Source organism: Yeosuana aromativorans (genome assembly GCF_014646655.1).
Lineage (GTDB): Bacteria > Bacteroidota > Bacteroidia > Flavobacteriales > Flavobacteriaceae > Yeosuana > Yeosuana aromativorans.
Genome location: NZ_BMNR01000001.1, coordinates 345,382 through 364,574, shown reverse-complemented (window position 1 = coordinate 364,574; position 19,193 = coordinate 345,382). Strand labels below are relative to the sequence as shown.

The window sequence follows — 19,193 nt, the reverse complement described above, 5'->3', positions numbered from 1 at the left end:
AAAAAAATACAATGAAAAAAATAATATTAATATTAATAGGATTTGGATTGTTATTGTCTTGCGATTCGCAACTAGATATTAACAGAGATCCAGACGATTTAACACCAGATGATTTAGCATTTGAAGTAGAACTTCCTGGAAGCATTACCGGAATTGCTGGTGTTCAAGGAGCAAGTTGGGCAATTATTGGTGGAATTTGGTCACAAATGTGGTCTCAAAGTCCGGGTTCAAGTCAGTACCGTGTAGTGGATAATTACACACTTGGAACAACCGATGGTATTTCAACAACAGGTTGGAGAAATGCTTATGATGCACTTTTAGATGTTAGAAACATAAAGAGAAAGGCGTTAGAAGCAGAAAACTGGAACTATTATTTAATAGCTACCGTTTTAGAAACCTATACATTCCACATGCTAACTGATTGGTATGGTGATATTCCATATTCTGAAGCTAATAATCCTTTGATTTTTAACCCCCATTTTGATTCAGGTCAAGATATTTATGATGACTTAATTGTGGCTTTAGATGATGCCTTGGGGAGAAACCTGAGTGCTTCTCAAGGGAGAGAACCAGGAACAGATGATTTAATATTTGGAGGAAACATGGATAACTGGGTTAAGTTCGCAAATACCTTAAAGTTAAAGATCTTTTTACGCCAAACAGAAGCCAGACCGTCTGTTGCACAGGCTGGTATTACAGCTTTGCTAAATTCTGGCGTTTCTTTTCTTGATGTAGATGCTGCTTTAACAGGATTTACTGATGCTCCTAATATTAGTAATCCATTATATGAATCTGATAAGCGTCAATTAAATACCTCTTTGAATTTAAGGGCCAGTACAACCATGCATTCGTATTTAACAGATAATCTTGATTCACGTTTAGCATTGTTTTATACAACAGGAAATCCAGTTGATCAAGGTGATTATAACAATCCAGCGGGACCTAACACGTTTGCTGTTTCCATATTGCACCCAGAGACACCTGTGTACTTTATTAGTCATGAAGAAAGCTTATTTATGCAGGCTGAAGCAAGAGAGCGATACAATATTGGAGCTTCAGGAGCCAAAGCATTATATGATGCAGCCGTATTGGAAAATTTCAATAAATGGTCATTGGATGGAACTTCCTATATAGCCGCTTCAGCCCCATATGAATATCCTAGTTCAGGAACTTTTAATGATAAATTGAAAGCCATTATAACTCAAAAATGGATTGCAAGTTACCCTGGAAATGGAGCTGAATCGTTTTTTGAATGGCAACGTACAGGAATTCCAGCAACATCTTCGGTAGCTCAAAGTGACCCAGCATATGTTCCGGGAGAGTTTGCTGTATCACTTAATGGTGTTTTGGGCACGGGCTTTCCACAAAGATTGCTGTATCCAACAAATGAGACGTCCAGAAACTTAAATGCGCCTGCTGTAGTGCCAATTACTACTCCAATTTGGTGGAATCAATAATTTTAAAAAAAGAAAGAAGATGAAAAACATATTTAAAATAATGATTTGTGTGGCGTTGCTAATATTAAGTTCATGCGATACAGAATCAACAGCAGATGTAAGTGAAGTTACTAATTATGCAGTTATCGAATTAAATGGTAGTGACGAAGTGATTATAAACCAAGGTGATGCTTGGACCGACCCAAGTGCAAATGTAACTTTATCAGGCGAACCTTATCCGTTTACCACTAGTACTGTTGTAGATACCAATGTGCCAGGAGTGTATTATATAACTTATGAAGCCGTAAATGATTTAGGTTTTGCGGCATCGGCAACAAGAACAGTTGTAGTTGTTTCAACGGCACCAAGTATTTACAATTTAGAAGGTAGTTGGGCTAGATCAAACGGTAGTCCTGGAACTTGTACTAAGATATCAGACAGATATTATACTTACGATAATGCAGGTGGCGTAACAGGAGCCAATCAAGCTACGGTGACGTTTATTAATGTCAATGATGATGAAATTTATATTCCATATCAAGAAAATACATCACCTAGTGGGATATCCATAAAAAGCTTTTTGCCTGGTCATATTGATGACAATGATAATTTTAGATGGCAATTACAAGCCAGTGCATTTTATGGAACTTTTGAAAGAACATTTTCAAGACAATAATTAAAAAATTAAATCAAATAAATATGAAAAATATAAATATAATTAAAGTCTTTATACTGTTGTGCACAGTTAGTTTATTTGTCTCTTGCGATGAAGGGGGTGATCCAAATCCAGGAGGAACTAAAGTTGAAGCTATTGCTGGCGATTGGTGGGTTATTGCTTTAGAACCAGATGGTGTTACTCCAGCATACGGTGGAGATTATGTGCAATTTAGTACATATAACACTGCTGCCAATGATAATGGTTTTTGGCTTGATGATAATGATAATTGGATGGAAATAAAAGCTAAAGCATCATTAAATGCAGATGGCATGACGTTTTCAAGCGAGCCTAATACTCCAGAATTATATACAGATGAAACCGTAACAGTAACCAATGGAACGATTACAAAAAAATCCTACACAACAACTAGCAATACAGTTGTAGATGAAATTTCATTTGAAGCTGAATTCAGTTGGGATCCCGGTACTGTCTATAAGTTTGTGGGGCATAAACGAACTGGATTTTTAGAAGATGAGAATCCTCACTATTAATAAAGTCTAACTACCAAACTAAAACCCACCTCATTAATGAGGTGGGTTTTTTATGTATATATGTCTTTTGAAATATTATTCAGGGGTATTCCTTTTCTTCTTAAAACTGACCACCAATAACATAATCATGCCCGTGGTTACAAAAAGGTCTGCCACATTAAAAATACCAGTGTGCAGTGTGTCCGTTAATTTCATGTAGAAAAAATCAGTAACAGAGCCATAAACAATTCTATCATAAACATTGGCAATACCACCACCAACAATAATAGAAAACGCAATAAGCGATAAACGGTCTAAATCTTTGTTTTTTAAAATATGAATAAGCACAAAACCTAATACAACTATAGGTAAAATAAGTAATAGAATAAGTTTAAGGGTAGGGTTTAAACTGCTCCCCATTCCTAAAAATGCCCCAATATTTTCTACATTGTGAAGCGTAAAATAATTGCCGATAATCTTTGTTTGAGAGCCTGGTTCTACATAAGCTCTAACCAACACTTTTGAAATTTGATCAATGGCAATAGTGGCTATAATGATTGCTATAATTGTAACCGAACGTTTAGATAGCTTCATGTTTTATTTTTCTAATGTAGCAGAAGCCGTTTGTGCCTCTCTGCTTATTTTTTTAACAAGACCTTGCAAGACGTTACCAGGGCCAACTTCAGTAAATAAAGTGGCACCATCCGCTATCATTTGCTGTACAGATTGCGTCCAACGAACAGGTGCTGTCAATTGTGAAATTAAATTGGATTTGATTGCCGCTTGATCAAGAACGGCATTGGCTGTTACATTTTGATATATAGCACAAATAGGTTTGCTGAATTTGGTGTTTTCAATGGCAGCTGCCAATTCCTCACGAGCAGGTTCCATTAAAGGTGAATGGAAAGCCCCGCCAACAGGCAATACTAAAGCACGCTTGGCGCCAGCTTCTTTTAAAGCCTCACAGGCATTGTTTACCGCTTCCACTTCTCCCGAAATTACCAACTGTCCTGGGCAATTGTAGTTTGCGGCCACCACGATGCCTTCAGTTTCAGAACATATTTTTTCAACAAGAGCATCTTCCAATCCTAATACAGCTGCCATAGTGCTTGGTTTAATTTCGCAGGCTTTTTGCATGGCTAATGCACGTTGCGATACCAATTTCAAGCCGTCCTCAAAAGTTAAGGCGCCATTAGCAACCAAGGCTGAAAATTCACCTAGAGAATGTCCTGCAACCATATCTGGTTTAAAACGATTACCTAAGGCTTTCGCAAGAATGACCGAATGTAAAAAAATAGCTGGTTGGGTCACTTTGGTTTCTTTTAGAGCCTCGGCAGTTCCTTCAAACATAATATCTGTTATTTGAAAACCTAAGATATGATTGGCTTGCTCAAATAAATCTTGAGCAAAAGGGGAGGTTTCGTATAGGTTTAAGCCCATTCCAGTGAATTGAGCACCTTGTCCTGGAAATATATATGCGTTCATGATGTCTAGTTTTTTGTTGTGCAAAAATAGGAATAAAATTAATATCTATAATCCTTTAACAGCTGCTTCGGCACAGCGTTCGCCATCCATGGCGGCAGATACAATACCACCAGCGTAACCACCACCTTCGCCACAAGGAAACAATCCCGAAACTTCAGGGTGTTCTAAATGTTCATTTCTGGGGATACAAACCGGTGATGAGGTTCTGGATTCTACACCAACCACATTGGCTTCAGCCGTATAATAGCCTTTCATTTTTTGACCAAAAGCCTCAAACCCTTTTCGTAATCGACTTCCAATTAATTTAGGAAGTAAGGAATGTAATGGTGCGGATTTTAGTCCGGGTTGATAGGAGGCTGGGTTCAAATCATTTGAGAGCCTACCTTCCACAAAGTCTGTTAAGCGTTGTGCTGGAGCAGTCTGGTTTCGGCCTCCAGCGGTAAAAGCCATTTTTTCTAAAGATTTCTGGTATTCCAAAGCTTTTAAAGGACCGAATTGTTCATATTTATGCAAATCTTTGTCGGCATTAATTTCTACCACAATGCCAGAATTGGCAAATAAATTATTTCGTTTAGAGGGTGACATACCATTAACAACCACCTCACCATTGGCTGTAGCAGCAGGCACAATAAATCCGCCCGGGCACATACAAAAAGAATACACGCCGCGGTCATTGACTTGTTGGACCAGTGAGTAAGATGCAGCTGGTAATAATTCATTACGCTCACCTTTACAATGATACTGAATGGAATCAATAATATGTTGTGGATGTTCCACCCGAACACCCATGGCAAAGGATTTGGCTTCTAAAGCTATTTTCTTTTTATAAAGTAGATAAAAGATATCTCGTGCCGAATGGCCAGTAGCTAAAATGACTCGGTTAACGGTCATTTCTTCGCCATTTTGAAGGATGATGGATTGAATTTTATGGTTCTTAACGGTGAAGTCAACAACACGGGTTTCAAAATGAATGTCTCCACCATATTTTAAAATGGTTTCCCGAATGTTTTGAACCACTTTGGGCAATTTATTGGTGCCAATATGAGGGTGGGCATCTACTAAAATTTGCTCGGTAGCTCCATGATACACTAGGTTTTCAAAAATCCTGCGCACGTCACCACGCTTTAAACTTCGGGTATAGAGTTTGCCATCACTATACGTGCCGGCACCGCCTTCGCCAAAACAGTAGTTGGAATCTTCATTGACAATATGGTCTTGGTTAATGACTTTTAAATCCCGTCTTCTGTCCTGAACATTTTTACCACGTTCTAAAACAATAGGTTTAAATCCTAATTCAATACAACGCAAAGCGGCATACATACCTGCGGGGCCAAATCCAATAATGTGAATGGGCTTGGCTTTTGAAACATCCTTGTAATCAAAGGTGTATTGTGAAGTTTTTGGTAATGGTTCTTTAATATAAACGGCAACTTTATAATTGAAGATGATTTTAGGCTTACGGGCATCAATGGATTTACGAAGGACTTTGACGCCTGTAATATCTTCTTTGACAATATCTAAAGCATGAGCTGATTTTACTGTTAAAATATCGCTGCGTTCTTCCTCTTTGAGCGTAACCCGAAGCTGTAATTCTTTTACCATAGTGCGAAATTAAGCAAATAGTAAATATGGAACTGTATATTTTTTATTGTTTGAGACTGAAGTGCCCTAATTTCACAAATCTATCGTTGTTTTTGTCAACCAAAGTAGCTTTAAACCAATAGTCTGTAGAGGTAACTATAGAGCCATTGTAGGTGCCGTCCCATCCATTTTGGTTTTTGGTTAAATCCATATTATATAAAGGTTTTCCATATCTGTCAAAAATGCTGATATCCGCAGAAATATAAAGATCATCCGAAATGCCTTCTACTTTCCAAACATCATTATTTCCATCGTTATTTGGAGTAAAATATTTTGGGAAGCCTATTATAGAAACCTTGGTACTTATTGTAGGTTCACAATTGTTTTTATCTCTAACATAAACGGTATATATTCCGGCACTTACATTTAAGAATTTATGCTCAAGCCCTTGCCCTGAAAACGATGTATTGTCCAAAGAGTATTCATAATCACTTTCACCGGTAATGGTTACTTTTATTTGATAATCTTCAGCTGTTACTGTATCAAATTTGGCAAAACCAGATTCATATACTATAAAATTTTTAGTTGTACTACAAGTTACTTGGTTTTCTGTTTTAGAAATAGTTAAGGAAAATGAACCAGCTTGTGTGATTTCAAAATCTTTTTTTGTGGAAATAATATTGCCATTGTTGTCTTTCCAGGCCCAACTATCATTTGAATTACCACCATCAAGAACAATGTTTGAATAAATACTAGGATCACAAATAGTATAAGAGTCATTAATATTTATTTCAATGGCAGAGTTTACTTCCAAGTCTATAGATTGAATTCCATAACAACCAAAATTGCTATCTTCAATTCTAACCCAAACAGTAGTGGTTGTCGATTCAAAATGAAAGGGAAGAGAATTTGTCTTTTTTTGTGCTTCCTGAAACGATTCATAAAATGAAATTCTTGAAGTTTCTGGAATGTTGAATTGGCTCCTTATTTCCAACAGTTTGCTCTTAAGATCAAAAGCACCCACCCCATTATTATAAACATCATCAGATAATTCACAACTAAACATAGGGTCTATAGGGTCTAGAACTGTGTAGGTTGTTTCTATAAAAAAATTGGTAATGGTTATGCAGCCTTCAGGATTAATAATTTTCACAAACAGTTCTTCGGGATTACTTTTGTTTTCATACTCATCTGGGTTTGCTATTTCATTTGTGTCGTTAATGGCATCATCATGAGTGTTGTAAAAATAGAATTCATAGTCTGTATTTGATCTTTTACTCATTTTTTCTTCAATGTTGTATAGGTTAAAAATACCGTGCCCATCGTTGTCTGTATCACATTGTGATAAGACTTGATTGTCATCAATTTGTGGCAAAGCATATACCATGACTTGTTTGTAAATTTCAACGGGTTGATTATTGATCGTTAGCGTTGCCTTGACAAAATAAAGTCCTGGTTTTGAGTATTTATGGTTAGGATTTACAAGTGATGATGTGGTTCCATCATCAAAATCCCAAAGAGCAGATGTTGCTGGGGCGTAAGTATCAAATGAAAAATTAAAGGTATCGCTAACGCACTGATTTTCGGTAAGGATTCTGTTCCTAAAAAATGATTGAACAAAAATAGGCAATCCCTTAAGTGACTCACCTGTTTGCAAATCAATTCCAAGCGGTTGGTAGCCAATATCGCTGTTGTCACTAGGCGCATTAATAACACTTATTTGTCCTACTGAAGCCAAAGGATTATTTTGTACAAAAATGGCCATGTAAATTTTACCATTGCTGGCAAGCTGTAACGATCCAAAATCATAACCAGAAGAGACATCCACTACTGTTTTGCCTTCAACATCCGAACGGTCTACCAATCTGAACCTAATGAGATAACTGTTGTTATTGGATTGGTTTTTACCAGAATAAAAGATGACTTCAGAATCTTGAGAAAACTCCAAACCATAGGGGTTTATTGGGGTAAACAGTAAATCGGCCAATAGTGTTTTGTCAAAGCTCAGTGTTGCTGTGTCATTATTGAAATTGTATAAATAAATTAACCGGCCGTCATAATCTGCTAGTCCTAAAATCTTTCCGTTAGGCGAAATTTTCATGGCTCCTGCCGATGATAAGTTCACATTTTGTTTGTCAATCAACGGAATTCTATCCACCCCATTTTCGGTAACGTTAAAAATATAAAAAGTGTCTTTTGGAGTTCCTGCCTGTGATGATCGACTTCCAAAGGTAATTACTCTAATGGTATTGCTTGCAGCGTGATGAATAGCCGTAATACGTTCAGTAATTGAAGAAGTCAGTCTAATATTTTTAATTACAACTTTACCCAAAGGGAATTGGGAAGAAAATTCAACTTCTGAATAAAACAAACCTGGTGTTAGTAAGGGAGTCTTTGATGGTACTTCCCTTGTGGTAAATATATAATAAACATTGTCGTCATTAGGTTTAGGAATGATAATTGAAGATTGGGTGTTGTTTGGATCTCCTGCTAAATTGGAGCCATTTTCCATTAAAACATGGTCTTTATTCCAGACATCTTTTCCGTTGGTATAAAAAAGTAAATTGCCAAATCTGTCAGAAATGCTTGAGCACCCAGCGACAGTGTTCATTTTTCCATCTGTAAGAACTGTTTGTCTCCCATTGTTAAAGCTAAGTCCGGCCTCATTGCCAAAATACCAATTATTGGTTTCATTTTGAGACACTAAATGGTCTGAAAATAAAATTAAAAACAATAGGGTTATTATTATTTTAAAAAAATTAATTGTCAAACGTTCAAGATTTTTAAATACAAGCTTTTAAAATAGGTAAAATATAAACAAATCAACATAAATGATTAATTATTGATTTTGATCCTTATCTAGATACAGATAAAAAATCACCTTTGCTCATAAGTTATATATGAAAAATCATATTCGTTTTTACTGTCTTTTTTATGGAAATTTCTGGAGGTTTCTTTCCAAACAGAGGTGTCAATTTCAGGGAAAAAGGTATCAGCTTCAAACGTTTCATGAACACGGGTTATTTCTATTTTATCAGCAATATTCATGGCTTGTTTGTATATTTCGCCACCTCCTATAATAAATGGCTGATTGTCTTTTTTTGAAATTTCTATGGCTTCTTCAAGCGTGTTTGCCACAATCACGCCAGCAGGGACTTTGTAATCTTGTTGCCTGGTTATAACAACATGAGTTCTATTTGGCAAGGGTTTAGAAAAGCTCTCAAAGGTTTTGCGCCCCATGATGATATGGTGATGGTTGGTTAATGTTTTGAACCGTTTTAAGTCATCACTTAAATGCCAAATAAGTTGATTATCCTTTCCAATAGCATTGTTTTCAGCGGCGGCCACAATAATGGTAAGACAAGAAGTTAACTCAGTTTTTTTTTTAGTGTCTGTTTCAGAGGATGTTGGAGATAGGTCTTGATTTGTTTCTGATATGTTTTTTTTGAGCGCTTCTATACGCTGCTTCTGTTTGGCCACCAATTTTTCCAATTGCAATTGTTCCCATTCCTTTCCCATAAAGTGATGGGTTACAAATACGTTAAAGGTGTGATACAATAATAAGAATAACCATGCTAAAATAGCATATACAAACCAATCGGTATCAAAGGGTCTGAAGGTTTTTCCAAAACCAAGCACCACATTAAGAAGGATTAAAAATAATGAGCCAATTAAGAATAATACAAAATGCACATACAATCGTTTTTTTTGTTTGATGCGTTTTTGGGCATATTCAATAAGCTCTAACTGGTCTTTATCTATTTTTGGATTATCTTTTTTTGTTCCGAACATAGTATATAAATCATTCTTGTAAAGTTAACTATTTTTAATCATATAGCAGATAACATGTTTAGATTGAAAATAGGTGTCTTTGCGCAATCGATTTCGTTCTAAAACCACTGAAAATCAGCACAAAAACATCAAATAATGCATTAGCAATCTCATAATTAAAACTAATTTATTTTTGAGTCCTTTTGTTTTTTAACGCCCATATTAACAAATTGATAATTCTTTCATTAAAAGGACATTAATTAACATCACATACCTAATTGTTTTCTAAATTTGCCTTGTTAATTAACTCAAAAAAAACGAAATTATGGCTATTACAAAACAATATTTGAAAACCAAACCAGTTTGCAAAGTTACTTTTTCTGTGCCAGCTGAAGACGCAAAAGAAGTTAAAGTTGTTGGAACATTTAATAATTGGGACACAAAAACCAAGGGACTTAAAAAATTAAAAAGCGGCATTTTTAAAGGAACTGTTGATTTGGAAACCGGAAACTCTTATGAGTTTAAATACATCATTGATGGTAAATATGTAAATGATTCTGAAGCTGATGCTTATTTGTGGAATGATTTTGCAGCGGCAGAAAATGGAGTGTTAAACCTTTAATTATATTGTTAAATCCAAAAGAAAAGCGCTTTCAAACTTGAAAGCGCTTTTTTTATATAGCTACCACACCTTTTATATGGGGATGCGGATTGTAATCTACCAAGGTGAAGTCTTCAAACTTGAAATCAAAAATATCTTTAATGTCTGGGTTTAAAATCATTTTTGGTAATGGTCTTGGCTCCCTGGACAATTGCAGTTGCAATTGCTCAAAATGATTACTGTAAATATGGGCGTCACCAAATGTATGTATAAACTCGCCTGCCTCATAGCCACAAACTTGTGCCATCATCATGGTAAACAATGCATAGGATGCTATGTTAAAAGGAACTCCTAAAAAAATGTCGGCACTACGTTGATACAATTGACAAGATAGTTTGCCATTGGCCACATAAAACTGAAAAAACGCATGGCAAGGCGGTAAGGCTGCTTTTCCGTTGGCCACATTTTCACTGAATGATTTTGAGGTATCTGGCAATACTGATGGATTCCAAGCCGATACCAGCATGCGGCGGCTGTTGGGATTATTTTTTAAAGTATCAACAATTTCTTTGATCTGGTCAATCCCATCATTATTCCAATTGCGCCATTGATGACCATAAACGGGGCCTAAATCGCCATTTTCATCGGCCCATTCGTTCCAAATACGTACACCGTTTTCAGTCAAATAGTTGATATTGGTATCGCCTTTCAAAAACCAAAGGAGTTCGTAAACAATAGATTTTAAATGTAATTTTTTGGTGGTAACCATAGGGAAGCCTTCACTTAAATCAAATCGCATTTGGTAGCCAAAAACACTTTTTGTACCCGTACCTGTTCTATCTCCCTTTTGGTTTCCGTTTTCTAGAACGTGCCTTACAAGGTCTAAATATTGCTTCATTGTCTTATCGTTTTTCAGGAAATAAAAATAGAAAAAAGGGTTAAATCAAAAAGACTCAACCCTCTAATAATATTAAAAGTTATTAACGTTTTTTAGTGTTTAATGGGTAATCTTCTTTATAACTTCAGGGTTGTGTTTGTGTTTAAACAGTACAGCAAAAGCAATGGCTATAACCAGCGAATAAATGGCAAATGTTAGCCATATACCATGCCAGTCTTTACCGCTTGTGGTTGTAAAAAAGCGATCAATTAAATAACCACTTACCACACTGCCAAAAATGGCTCCAACACCGTTGGTCATCATCATAAAAAGCCCCTGTGCAGAAGAACGGATTTTGGAATCGGTTGATGTTTCAACAAACAGAGACCCGGAAATGTTAAAAAAGTCAAATGCCATTCCGTAAACAATACAGGAAAGAATGATTAATCCTAAACCAAAACCTTCGGGATAACCGTAAGCGAAAAAACCAAACCTTAACACCCATGCAAACATACTCATGAGCATAACTTTTTTGATTCCAAAACGTTTTAAGAAAAACGGTATGGTTAAAATGAACAAGGTTTCTGATATTTGTGAAATGGACATGATAATGGTTGAATATTTAACCACAAACGAGTCCGCATATTGAGGGATGACTTTAAAGTCGTCTAAATACACATCGCCATAAGCATTGGTTAATTGTAAGGCTGCCCCTAAGAACATACTGAAAATAAAGAACAGTGCCATTTTGTAATTGGCAAACAACTTAAAAGCGTCCAAGCCTAATATTTCAACCAAGGATTTACTTCCGGCAGTTTCATTTTGAGGTTCACATTTTGGTAGCGTAAAGGAGTAAATCCCTAAAATTATGGCAGCTGTTGCTGCTATATAAAATTGATTTGCAGAAGCCTTATTTCCGGTAAGGTTGGTTATCCACATGGCAACAATAAAACCGATGGTTCCCCAAACCCGGATAGGCGGAAAATCTTTTACAACATCTAAATTGCTTTTCTTAAGGGCATTGTAAGCAACCGAATTTGATAAGGCTATGGTAGGCATGTAAAACGCCATGGCCAATAAAATGACCCAAAAGAATGTGACTGGATTGTCAATCATTGGTACATAACATAATGTTAGACCGCCAAGAATGTGCAACATGCCATATAGTTTTTCTGCATTGACCCATCGGTCGGCAATGATTCCACATATTGTTGGCATGAATAAAGACGCAATTCCCATGGTAGAAAAAATGGCTCCAAATTCAGAACCATCCCAACCTTTTGTGCCAAACCAGTAGTTAGCAACTGTTATTAACCAAGAACCCCAAACAAAAAATTGTAGAAAGCTCATGATGGTTAATCTAAATTTTATGCTCATGCTTTATATTGTTAGAAATTAACGTTTTGAAATTTCGTCCCTTATATGGGCGGCCTTTTCGTAATCTTCGTTGGCCACGGCTTCATCCAGTAGGTTATGAAGCTCTTCAAGGGTTTTGGTTTTGTAGTTTTCCCTTGGTTTATTTAGTTCAAGTTCATCAGCAATTAAATCATCCATCAAAACGCTGTCTTGTTCGTCCTCTTCTTCTTTTTTTGGATTGACTTTTAGATATATGCCTGCTTTGTCCAAGATGTTTTTGTAAGTGAAGATAGGGGCTTGAAAACGTAATGCCAAGGCTATGGCATCACTGGTTCTGGCGTCAATGATTTCTTCAATTTTATCACGTTCACAAATCAAACTGGAATAAAAAACACCATCAACCAATTTATGAATAATCACTTGCTTGACCACAATATCAAATCTATCGGCAAAATTCTTGAATAAATCATGCGTTAATGGGCGTGGTGGCCTGATCTCTTTTTCTAAAGCAATGGCAATGGATTGTGCTTCAAAAGCACCTATAACAATAGGTAATTTTCGGTCGCCATCAACTTCGTTTAATATCAGCGCATACGCACCATTTTGGGTTTGGCTATAGGAGATTCCTTTGATGTTAAGTCTAACTAAACTCATAAATTTATAAAACGCAAAGAACTGCTTAAATTTGGACTTTACCAACTACCCAAAGCAGTTTAAGCTAAACTACCAAATTAAACAGTTTATTTGATAATACAAGTTAGAAAAAATAATTTATTGTTGCGCTTTAAATGTTTTTAATTTTTTAATAAGCTCTGGCACCACAACAAAAGCATCACCCACAACACCATAATCTGCTGCTTTAAAGAAAGGAGCTTCGGGGTCAATATTAATAACCACTTTTACCTTTGAAGCGTTAATACCGGCTAAATGCTGAATAGCTCCAGAGATACCCACGGCCAAATACAAATTGGCAGCTACTGGCTTTCCGGTTTGTCCAACATGTTCGCTATGTGGTCTCCAACCTAAATCGGATACTGGCTTTGAACAGGCTGTGGCAGCACCTAAAACATCGGCTAATTCTTCTATCATGCCCCAATTTTCAGGTCCTTTTAATCCACGTCCGGCAGACACCACAATTTCAGCATCGGCAATGCTTACTTTGTTGGTTGCTTTATCGACTGAATCCACATGAACACCAAGTTCTGGAATAGTGACCGAAAACGCTTCTGATTTGGCACTGGCTTTATTTTCGCGCAAACCAAAAGTGTTTTTTGAAACGCCCAAAAGCTTAACTTCTGTATTTATTTGAAACATTTCAAAGGCCTTATTGGTAAACGCATTCCGTTTTACAATAAATGGCGATGTGCTTGAAGGAACTTCCAATACATTAGAGGCATAACCCGCATTTAAGTTTATGGCCAACAGTGGCGCTAAATACTTGCTGTTTACACTAGAGCTTACAACTACAACCTTGGTGCCTTCCTTTTCTGCTGCTTGTTGAATGGCAGCGGCATAAGCTTTTGCATTAAAAGTTTCTAAGTCTTTATTGGTAACATTTAAAACCTTGTCAACACCATAGTTGCCAAGTTCTGAAGCATCATCAACATTTATGGTAATAGCTGTAACGGTTGTGCCTAATTGGTCGGCAACCGCTTTTCCATAAGAAGCTACTTCCAATGCTATCTTTTTAAAGGTTCCGTTTTCTGATTCTGTATATACTAAAACTGACATAAATTTATTTTTTTGTCATCCTGAACTTGGTTCAGGATCTCATTATTTTTTTCTTTTTTTTAGATTCCTGCCTTCGCAGGAATGACAGACTAAATTACTTTTGCTTCGTTATGAAGCAGATTGATCAATTCGTCTAAATTATCTGGTGAAACCAACTTAACAGCGCCTTTTGGTGCTGGCTTGTCAAAAGAAACCGATGCTGTTTCTGGTTCAATATTTATGGGTTCCACTACTGTGAGAGGTTTTTGGCGCGCCATCATAATACCTCTCATGTTTGGGATACGAAGATCACTTTCCTCAACAATACCTTTTTGTCCACCTATAATTAATGGGAGTGTTGTAGATACGGTTTCCTTGCCACCGTCAATTTCCCGAATAACTTTGGCCGAAGTCCCATCAACCTCAAGACCTATGCAGTTATTTACAAAATTTGAATTGGTTAAACCAGCAATCATACCAGGTACCATACCGCCGTTGTAATCAATGGATTCACGTCCGGCTATTACCAAGTCATAACCACCATCCTGCACTACTTTTGCTAATTGTTTAGCAACGGAAAAGCCATCATTGGCTGGTGTGTTAACCCTAATGGCAGCATCGGCACCAATGGCCAAAGCTTTGCGCAACGTGGGCTCAGTTTCAGGGCCGCCTACATTGGCAACCGTAACGTTCGCACCTTGTTTTTCTTTAAACCACATGGCACGCGTTAAACCAAATTCGTCATTTGGGTTGATAACATGTTGTACACCTGAGGTGTCAAATTTGGTGTTGTCTGCCGTAAAATTAATTTTTGATGTAGTGTCGGGAACGTGACTGATACATACTAATATTTTCATTTTGAATGATTTATGTGTTCTTAAATTTATTTAAATAAGCTTCAGTAAGCGTAGAATGATTTAAAAGAAAACTAAAACTTAAAATTAGTTGCCACGAAGTTAATTATTTTATTCTGAATATTTACTATGCACGCATAATAAATTTTAGATAATTCTTTTGAGTATAGTATCTCATTTATTGTTATTTTTGCAACTCGGTAAAAAAATAATTTAATGAAGACAATTCAATTTAGAGAAGCTGTTTGTGAAGCAATGAGCGAGGAAATGCGCAGAGATGAAAGCATTTACCTAATGGGAGAGGAAGTAGCAGAATATAATGGAGCCTATAAAGCATCTAAAGGGATGTTAGATGAATTTGGTCCTAAGCGTGTTATTGACACACCCATTGCAGAACTTGGTTTTGCAGGTATTGCCGTCGGTTCAACCATGACAGGGAATAGACCCATTGTCGAGTATATGACTTTTAACTTTTCATTGGTTGGAATTGACCAAATTATAAATAATGCTGCTAAAATCAGACAAATGTCCGGTGGCCAATTTAAATGTCCTATTGTCTTTAGAGGTCCTACTGCATCCGCAGGACAACTAGGTGCAACACACTCGCAAGCTTTTGAAAGTTGGTTTGCCAATACACCTGGATTAAAAGTGGTTGTGCCATCAAATCCATATGATGCCAAAGGATTATTAAAGTCAGCTATTCGTGATGATGACCCAGTTATTTTTATGGAAAGTGAGCAAATGTACGGTGATAAAGGCGAAGTGCCAGAAGGCGAATATACGATTCCATTAGGAGTTGCAGAAGTAAAACGAGAAGGAACCGATGTGACTATTGTATCATTTGGTAAAATAATCAAAGAAGCTTACACAGCAGCCGATGAATTGGCCAAAGAAGGTATTTCTTGTGAAATCATTGACTTGCGCACCGTTCGCCCGATGGATCAAGAAACTATTTTAAAGTCCGTTAAAAAAACAAACAGACTGGTTGTTCTTGAAGAAGCATGGCCTTTTGGAAATGTGTCTACCGAAATCACATACATCGTGCAATCAAAAGCATTTGATTATTTAGATGCTCCGATTGTAAAAATCAATACCGCTGATACACCAGCACCATATTCACCTGTTTTATTGGCAGAATGGTTGCCAAATAGTGATGATGTTATAAAAGCGGTTAAAAAAGTTTTATACAAATAAATTACAAAAATTAACGTTATAGAAACTTCATTAGCATGCTTGTTGATGAAGTTTTTTGGTTTATGGATGAACCAAGATTGTATCCCAATGATGCTACCATAGACACATTAAAGTGTTTACAAAAGAATGAATTTTACCAGATGCGCATAAGACTTACAATAACATTTTTTTTCTTCGGAATCATCTCACTATTTGCACAAACCAAAGTGAGTGGTTATGTATTTGATGAAGACAACCAACCTGTGTCTTTTGCCAATGTTATTTTTAAAGGCTCTACAGAAGGCACCATTACTGATGAAAACGGGAAATTTTATCTAGAGTCCAGTGAAACCTGGAATGGGTTGATAGTCTCCTTTATTGGGTATGAAACGCTTGATATTCCATTGACCAAAAAAGTTAATTATGATTTAAAGTTCATTCTAAAGGAAGAAGCATCCCAACTAGATCAAGTTTATATTGTTTCCGGTAAACAACCCAAAAAAAACAATCCGGCCATAGACTTGTTGCGTAAAATATGGGCACACAAACGAAAAAACGGCCTCAAACAATTCAACCAGTATCAATATGACAAGTATGAAAAAATTGAGTTTGATATCAATACCATTGATAGTGCTTTAATAAAAAGTAAATTGTTCAGAGGCATGGAGTTTATGTTTGAACAAGTAGACACCTCAAAAGTTACTGGAAAAACCTATTTACCCATTTTTATCAATGAAGCCTCTTCAAAAGTGTATGGCGACAATCTGATTAACAAAGAAAAAAATGTTTTAAAAGGTAATAAAAACTCGGGATTTAGTAATAATCAAATCATCATAGATTTTGTAAATGATCTGTATTCAGATTTTAATGTATATGACAATTATTTGAAGTTTTTTGATAAAAGTTTTGTAAGTCCGTTGTCACGTACCGGTATTAACACCTATAATTATGTGTTGTCTGATAGCACCTATATTGACAACAAATGGTGTTACAATATTATTTATTATCCAAGGCGAAAAAACGAACTGACGTTTAAGGGTGATTTTTGGGTGGCCGACACCACCTATGCTATCAAGGAAATCAATTTACAAGCATCAAAAAGTGCCAACATCAACTGGGTCAAGGATATTTATATTGAACAGGAATTTGAAGTGCTGAATGACTCCTTATTTTTGGTAAAGCGTGACTATATGATGTCTGATTTTGCGTTTAACAAAAAGGAAAAATCAAGAGGCATTTATGGGAAGCGAACCACATTGTACAACAATTATGAGTTTGACAAACCCTTGGACAAAAAGTTTTATGATAAGGAAGTTTATAACTATGACAAGGATGTTTATGATAGGGATGATGAGTTTTGGAAAGAAAACAGGCTAGAAGATTTAAACCGAGACGAGAAAGGCATTTACAAAATGTTGGATACGCTTAAAACCGTTAAAAAATTTAAGCGCCTATATAATCTCGGAAGTATTCTGGCATCCGGGTATATTGAGTTTAATAGCCTGCCATTGGATTATGGCCCCATCTTTTCAACGTTTGGATTTAATGAAGTTGAAGGTACTCGCTTACGGACAGGAGCAAGAACCTATTTTGGAAGAAACGACCTTTGGCGATTGGAAGGGTTTTTAGCCTACGGATTTAAAGATGATAAATTTAAATACGGCATTTCAGGAAAATGGTTATTGGACAAAAAAAGTAGATTCATTATCTCAGGAGGAAACAGGCGTGATGTGGAGCAAATTGGCGCCAGTTTAACCACATCAACTGATGTGTTAGGTAGAAGTTTGGCATCATCTTCGGTTATCGGTACGGGTGCTAATGATAAATTAACTTCCATAAACTTAACAAGCCTTGCTGTTGAATTAGAACCTTGGCGAAATCTGGTGTTTAGGTTGGGCGGAAATTATCGCACATTACGGTCAGCTTCACCTACATTTAGCCTTGATTATAATACGCCAACTGGTGTAGAATCAGAAATTAAACAATTTGAATCGACTTTTTCAGTATCGTATTTTCCCAAGCGAAAAATGACCGGTTTTGGAGTAGAGCGTTTAGAAGCCAATGATAATTATGCAAAACTTTTTGCGCAAGTAAGTCGGGGTGATAAAAGTTTGTTTAACAGTGATTTTGACTATACAAAAGTTCAATTGTCATACTTACAACCTTGGCAATTAGGAGGGCTCGGTAGGTTAGACACTTCAATTGAAGTGGGTAAAACCTTTGGTGAAGTGCCTCTAGGGCTTTTAAGTGTTATTCCTGGAAACCAATCTTATTTCTCTATTTACAATACGTTTTCACAACTGGACTACTATGAATTTGTGTCTGACACCTATGCATCATTTCATTTTGAACATAATTTTAACGGACGTTTATTTTCAAGAATTCCTTTTTTAAGGAAGTTCAACCTTCGAGAGATTGTGAGTTTAAGAGGTGCTTGGGGAGATATTTCAGAGGCAAATATAACCTTGAATAAAACTAATAATCCTAATACCATTCCGTTAGTGGCTCCAAATGATAAGGTGTATTATGAATACGGTTTTGGTGTTGGCAATATCTTTAAAGTCTTTAGGATAGACTTTAACTTTAGAGGTAATTATTTGGATAAGATAAAAAATCCAAATGCCCGTAAATTTGGTGTTACAGGAACGTTTGGGTTTTATTTTTAAGGTTTAAAGAAAGGGTAGTTGATACTAAATAATTCTAATAGATTTTAAATAGTAAAAAAGGAGAAACTTTAAAGTTTCTCCTTTTTAATTTATAGTTTAAAAAATGATTTAATTCTTTTTGTCACGTAATTTTTTAACGCCAAAAGCAGCGGCGCCTAACAATAGAATGCTTAAACCACCATCTAATGGTATTGAATCTCTAGTGCCAGTTCTTCCGTTAGGATTGTTATTGCTTCCTTGATTTCCATAAGGTAAATTTCCAACTCCATTACCATGGTTGCCCTCACCAGCATGACCATTATTACCATTATTATTTACGTAAGCCGAATGCTCAATAGTAGCTCCATTATTACCTCCAATGCCTTTGCCATTATTTTGGAAAGCTTTTGAGGGAGTGGCAAAAGTAAAAAGTAAAATAGACAAGAAGATACTCAATTTTCTATTCATTGTATAGCTTTGTGTTTTCATGTTTTAATTGTTAGATTGATAGCTAAT

The 19,193-nt window shown here is 36.2% G+C and carries 17 protein-coding genes; 6 read left to right on the top strand and 11 right to left on the bottom strand.

Translation table 11 applies throughout. The features are described 5' to 3' along the window. Positions 1-11 precede the first annotated feature (11 nt). Genes IEW94_RS01460 through IEW94_RS01450 form a run of 3 tightly spaced genes read left to right on the top strand, consistent with a single transcriptional unit; the run spans position 12 to position 2,645 of the window. Positions 12-1,457, top strand: coding sequence for a SusD/RagB family nutrient-binding outer membrane lipoprotein (locus IEW94_RS01460; RefSeq protein WP_188649489.1), 1,446 nt, complete (start codon positions 12-14; stop codon positions 1,455-1,457). 19 nt (positions 1,458-1,476) lie between these two features. Then, positions 1,477-2,112, top strand: a complete 636-nt coding sequence (locus IEW94_RS01455; protein WP_188649488.1) for an immunoglobulin-like domain-containing protein — start codon at positions 1,477-1,479, stop codon at positions 2,110-2,112. 23 nt (positions 2,113-2,135) lie between these two features. After that, complete coding sequence (locus IEW94_RS01450; RefSeq protein WP_188649487.1) at positions 2,136-2,645, top strand: lipid-binding protein; 510 nt, start codon at positions 2,136-2,138, stop codon at positions 2,643-2,645. A 75-nt stretch (positions 2,646-2,720) separates the two neighbouring features. Here the strand turns inward: IEW94_RS01450 and lspA are convergent, their stop codons facing one another. The 5 genes from lspA to IEW94_RS01425 form a co-directional block, all read right to left on the bottom strand. Then, entirely contained in the window at positions 2,721-3,218 is a 498-nt protein-coding gene (gene lspA, locus IEW94_RS01445; protein WP_188649486.1) for a signal peptidase II, read from the bottom strand. A 3-nt stretch (positions 3,219-3,221) separates the two neighbouring features. Beyond that, positions 3,222-4,109: an ACP S-malonyltransferase gene (fabD, locus tag IEW94_RS01440; protein WP_188649485.1), complete on the bottom strand. Its 888-nt coding sequence runs from the start codon at positions 4,107-4,109 to the stop codon at positions 3,222-3,224. A gap of 45 nt (positions 4,110-4,154) precedes the next feature. Continuing rightward, a complete protein-coding gene (locus IEW94_RS01435) occupies positions 4,155-5,711 on the bottom strand; it encodes an NAD(P)/FAD-dependent oxidoreductase (RefSeq protein WP_188649484.1) in 1,557 nt (518 codons plus the stop codon). 43 nt (positions 5,712-5,754) lie between these two features. Continuing rightward, positions 5,755-8,424, bottom strand: coding sequence for an FIDD domain-containing protein (locus IEW94_RS01430; RefSeq protein ID WP_188649483.1), 2,670 nt, complete (start codon positions 8,422-8,424; stop codon positions 5,755-5,757). A gap of 143 nt (positions 8,425-8,567) precedes the next feature. Beyond that, the gene (locus IEW94_RS01425) at positions 8,568-9,482 is read right to left on the bottom strand and encodes a dihydrofolate reductase (protein ID WP_188649482.1); all 915 of its coding nucleotides are present in this window, start codon (positions 9,480-9,482) and stop codon (positions 8,568-8,570) included. A gap of 304 nt (positions 9,483-9,786) precedes the next feature. Here IEW94_RS01425 and IEW94_RS01420 point away from each other — a divergent pair, with 304 nt between their 5' ends. Then, the gene (locus tag IEW94_RS01420; protein WP_188649481.1) at positions 9,787-10,083 is read left to right on the top strand and encodes an isoamylase early set domain-containing protein; all 297 of its coding nucleotides are present in this window, start codon (positions 9,787-9,789) and stop codon (positions 10,081-10,083) included. Between the two features lie 52 nt (positions 10,084-10,135). On the opposite strand, the gene IEW94_RS01415 is transcribed toward IEW94_RS01420, so the two are convergent. From IEW94_RS01415 to IEW94_RS01395, 5 genes are all read right to left on the bottom strand, one after another. After that, positions 10,136-10,960 (bottom strand): thymidylate synthase, encoded by an 825-nt coding sequence (locus IEW94_RS01415; RefSeq protein ID WP_188649480.1) that lies wholly within the window; start codon positions 10,958-10,960, stop codon positions 10,136-10,138. A gap of 99 nt (positions 10,961-11,059) precedes the next feature. Next, positions 11,060-12,316, bottom strand: a complete 1,257-nt coding sequence (locus IEW94_RS01410; protein WP_188649479.1) for a nucleoside permease — start codon at positions 12,314-12,316, stop codon at positions 11,060-11,062. Between the two features lie 18 nt (positions 12,317-12,334). Beyond that, positions 12,335-12,949, bottom strand: coding sequence for a bifunctional nuclease family protein (locus IEW94_RS01405; protein ID WP_188649478.1), 615 nt, complete (start codon positions 12,947-12,949; stop codon positions 12,335-12,337). A gap of 117 nt (positions 12,950-13,066) precedes the next feature. Beyond that, a complete protein-coding gene (locus IEW94_RS01400; protein WP_188649477.1) occupies positions 13,067-14,026 on the bottom strand; it encodes an electron transfer flavoprotein subunit alpha/FixB family protein in 960 nt (319 codons plus the stop codon). Between the two features lie 89 nt (positions 14,027-14,115). Continuing rightward, positions 14,116-14,862: an electron transfer flavoprotein subunit beta/FixA family protein gene (locus tag IEW94_RS01395; protein WP_188649476.1), complete on the bottom strand. Its 747-nt coding sequence runs from the start codon at positions 14,860-14,862 to the stop codon at positions 14,116-14,118. A 213-nt stretch (positions 14,863-15,075) separates the two neighbouring features. Here IEW94_RS01395 and IEW94_RS01390 point away from each other — a divergent pair, with 213 nt between their 5' ends. Further along, positions 15,076-16,053, top strand: coding sequence for a pyruvate dehydrogenase complex E1 component subunit beta (locus IEW94_RS01390; RefSeq protein ID WP_188649475.1), 978 nt, complete (start codon positions 15,076-15,078; stop codon positions 16,051-16,053). 140 nt (positions 16,054-16,193) lie between these two features. After that, a complete protein-coding gene (locus IEW94_RS01385) occupies positions 16,194-18,698 on the top strand; it encodes a DUF5686 and carboxypeptidase-like regulatory domain-containing protein (RefSeq protein ID WP_188649952.1) in 2,505 nt (834 codons plus the stop codon). A gap of 108 nt (positions 18,699-18,806) precedes the next feature. Here the strand turns inward: IEW94_RS01385 and IEW94_RS01380 are convergent, their stop codons facing one another. Next, complete coding sequence (locus IEW94_RS01380; protein ID WP_188649474.1) at positions 18,807-19,166, bottom strand: PID-CTERM protein-sorting domain-containing protein; 360 nt, start codon at positions 19,164-19,166, stop codon at positions 18,807-18,809. Positions 19,167-19,193 lie beyond the last annotated feature (27 nt).

Coding starts and splice junctions, on each gene's coding strand:
- IEW94_RS01460 (WP_188649489.1), top strand. CDS start 12: ATGAAAAAAATAATATTAATATTAATAGGATTTGGATTGTTATTGTCT.
- IEW94_RS01455 (WP_188649488.1), top strand. CDS start 1,477: ATGAAAAACATATTTAAAATAATGATTTGTGTGGCGTTGCTAATATTA.
- IEW94_RS01450 (WP_188649487.1), top strand. CDS start 2,136: ATGAAAAATATAAATATAATTAAAGTCTTTATACTGTTGTGCACAGTT.
- lspA (WP_188649486.1), bottom strand. CDS start 3,218: ATGAAGCTATCTAAACGTTCGGTTACAATTATAGCAATCATTATAGCC.
- fabD (WP_188649485.1), bottom strand. CDS start 4,109: ATGAACGCATATATATTTCCAGGACAAGGTGCTCAATTCACTGGAATG.
- IEW94_RS01435 (WP_188649484.1), bottom strand. CDS start 5,711: ATGGTAAAAGAATTACAGCTTCGGGTTACGCTCAAAGAGGAAGAACGC.
- IEW94_RS01425 (WP_188649482.1), bottom strand. CDS start 9,482: ATGTTCGGAACAAAAAAAGATAATCCAAAAATAGATAAAGACCAGTTA.
- IEW94_RS01420 (WP_188649481.1), top strand. CDS start 9,787: ATGGCTATTACAAAACAATATTTGAAAACCAAACCAGTTTGCAAAGTT.
- IEW94_RS01415 (WP_188649480.1), bottom strand. CDS start 10,960: ATGAAGCAATATTTAGACCTTGTAAGGCACGTTCTAGAAAACGGAAAC.
- IEW94_RS01410 (WP_188649479.1), bottom strand. CDS start 12,316: ATGAGCATAAAATTTAGATTAACCATCATGAGCTTTCTACAATTTTTT.
- IEW94_RS01405 (WP_188649478.1), bottom strand. CDS start 12,949: ATGAGTTTAGTTAGACTTAACATCAAAGGAATCTCCTATAGCCAAACC.
- IEW94_RS01400 (WP_188649477.1), bottom strand. CDS start 14,026: ATGTCAGTTTTAGTATATACAGAATCAGAAAACGGAACCTTTAAAAAG.
- IEW94_RS01395 (WP_188649476.1), bottom strand. CDS start 14,862: ATGAAAATATTAGTATGTATCAGTCACGTTCCCGACACTACATCAAAA.
- IEW94_RS01390 (WP_188649475.1), top strand. CDS start 15,076: ATGAAGACAATTCAATTTAGAGAAGCTGTTTGTGAAGCAATGAGCGAG.
- IEW94_RS01385 (WP_188649952.1), top strand. CDS start 16,194: ATGCGCATAAGACTTACAATAACATTTTTTTTCTTCGGAATCATCTCA.
- IEW94_RS01380 (WP_188649474.1), bottom strand. CDS start 19,166: ATGAAAACACAAAGCTATACAATGAATAGAAAATTGAGTATCTTCTTG.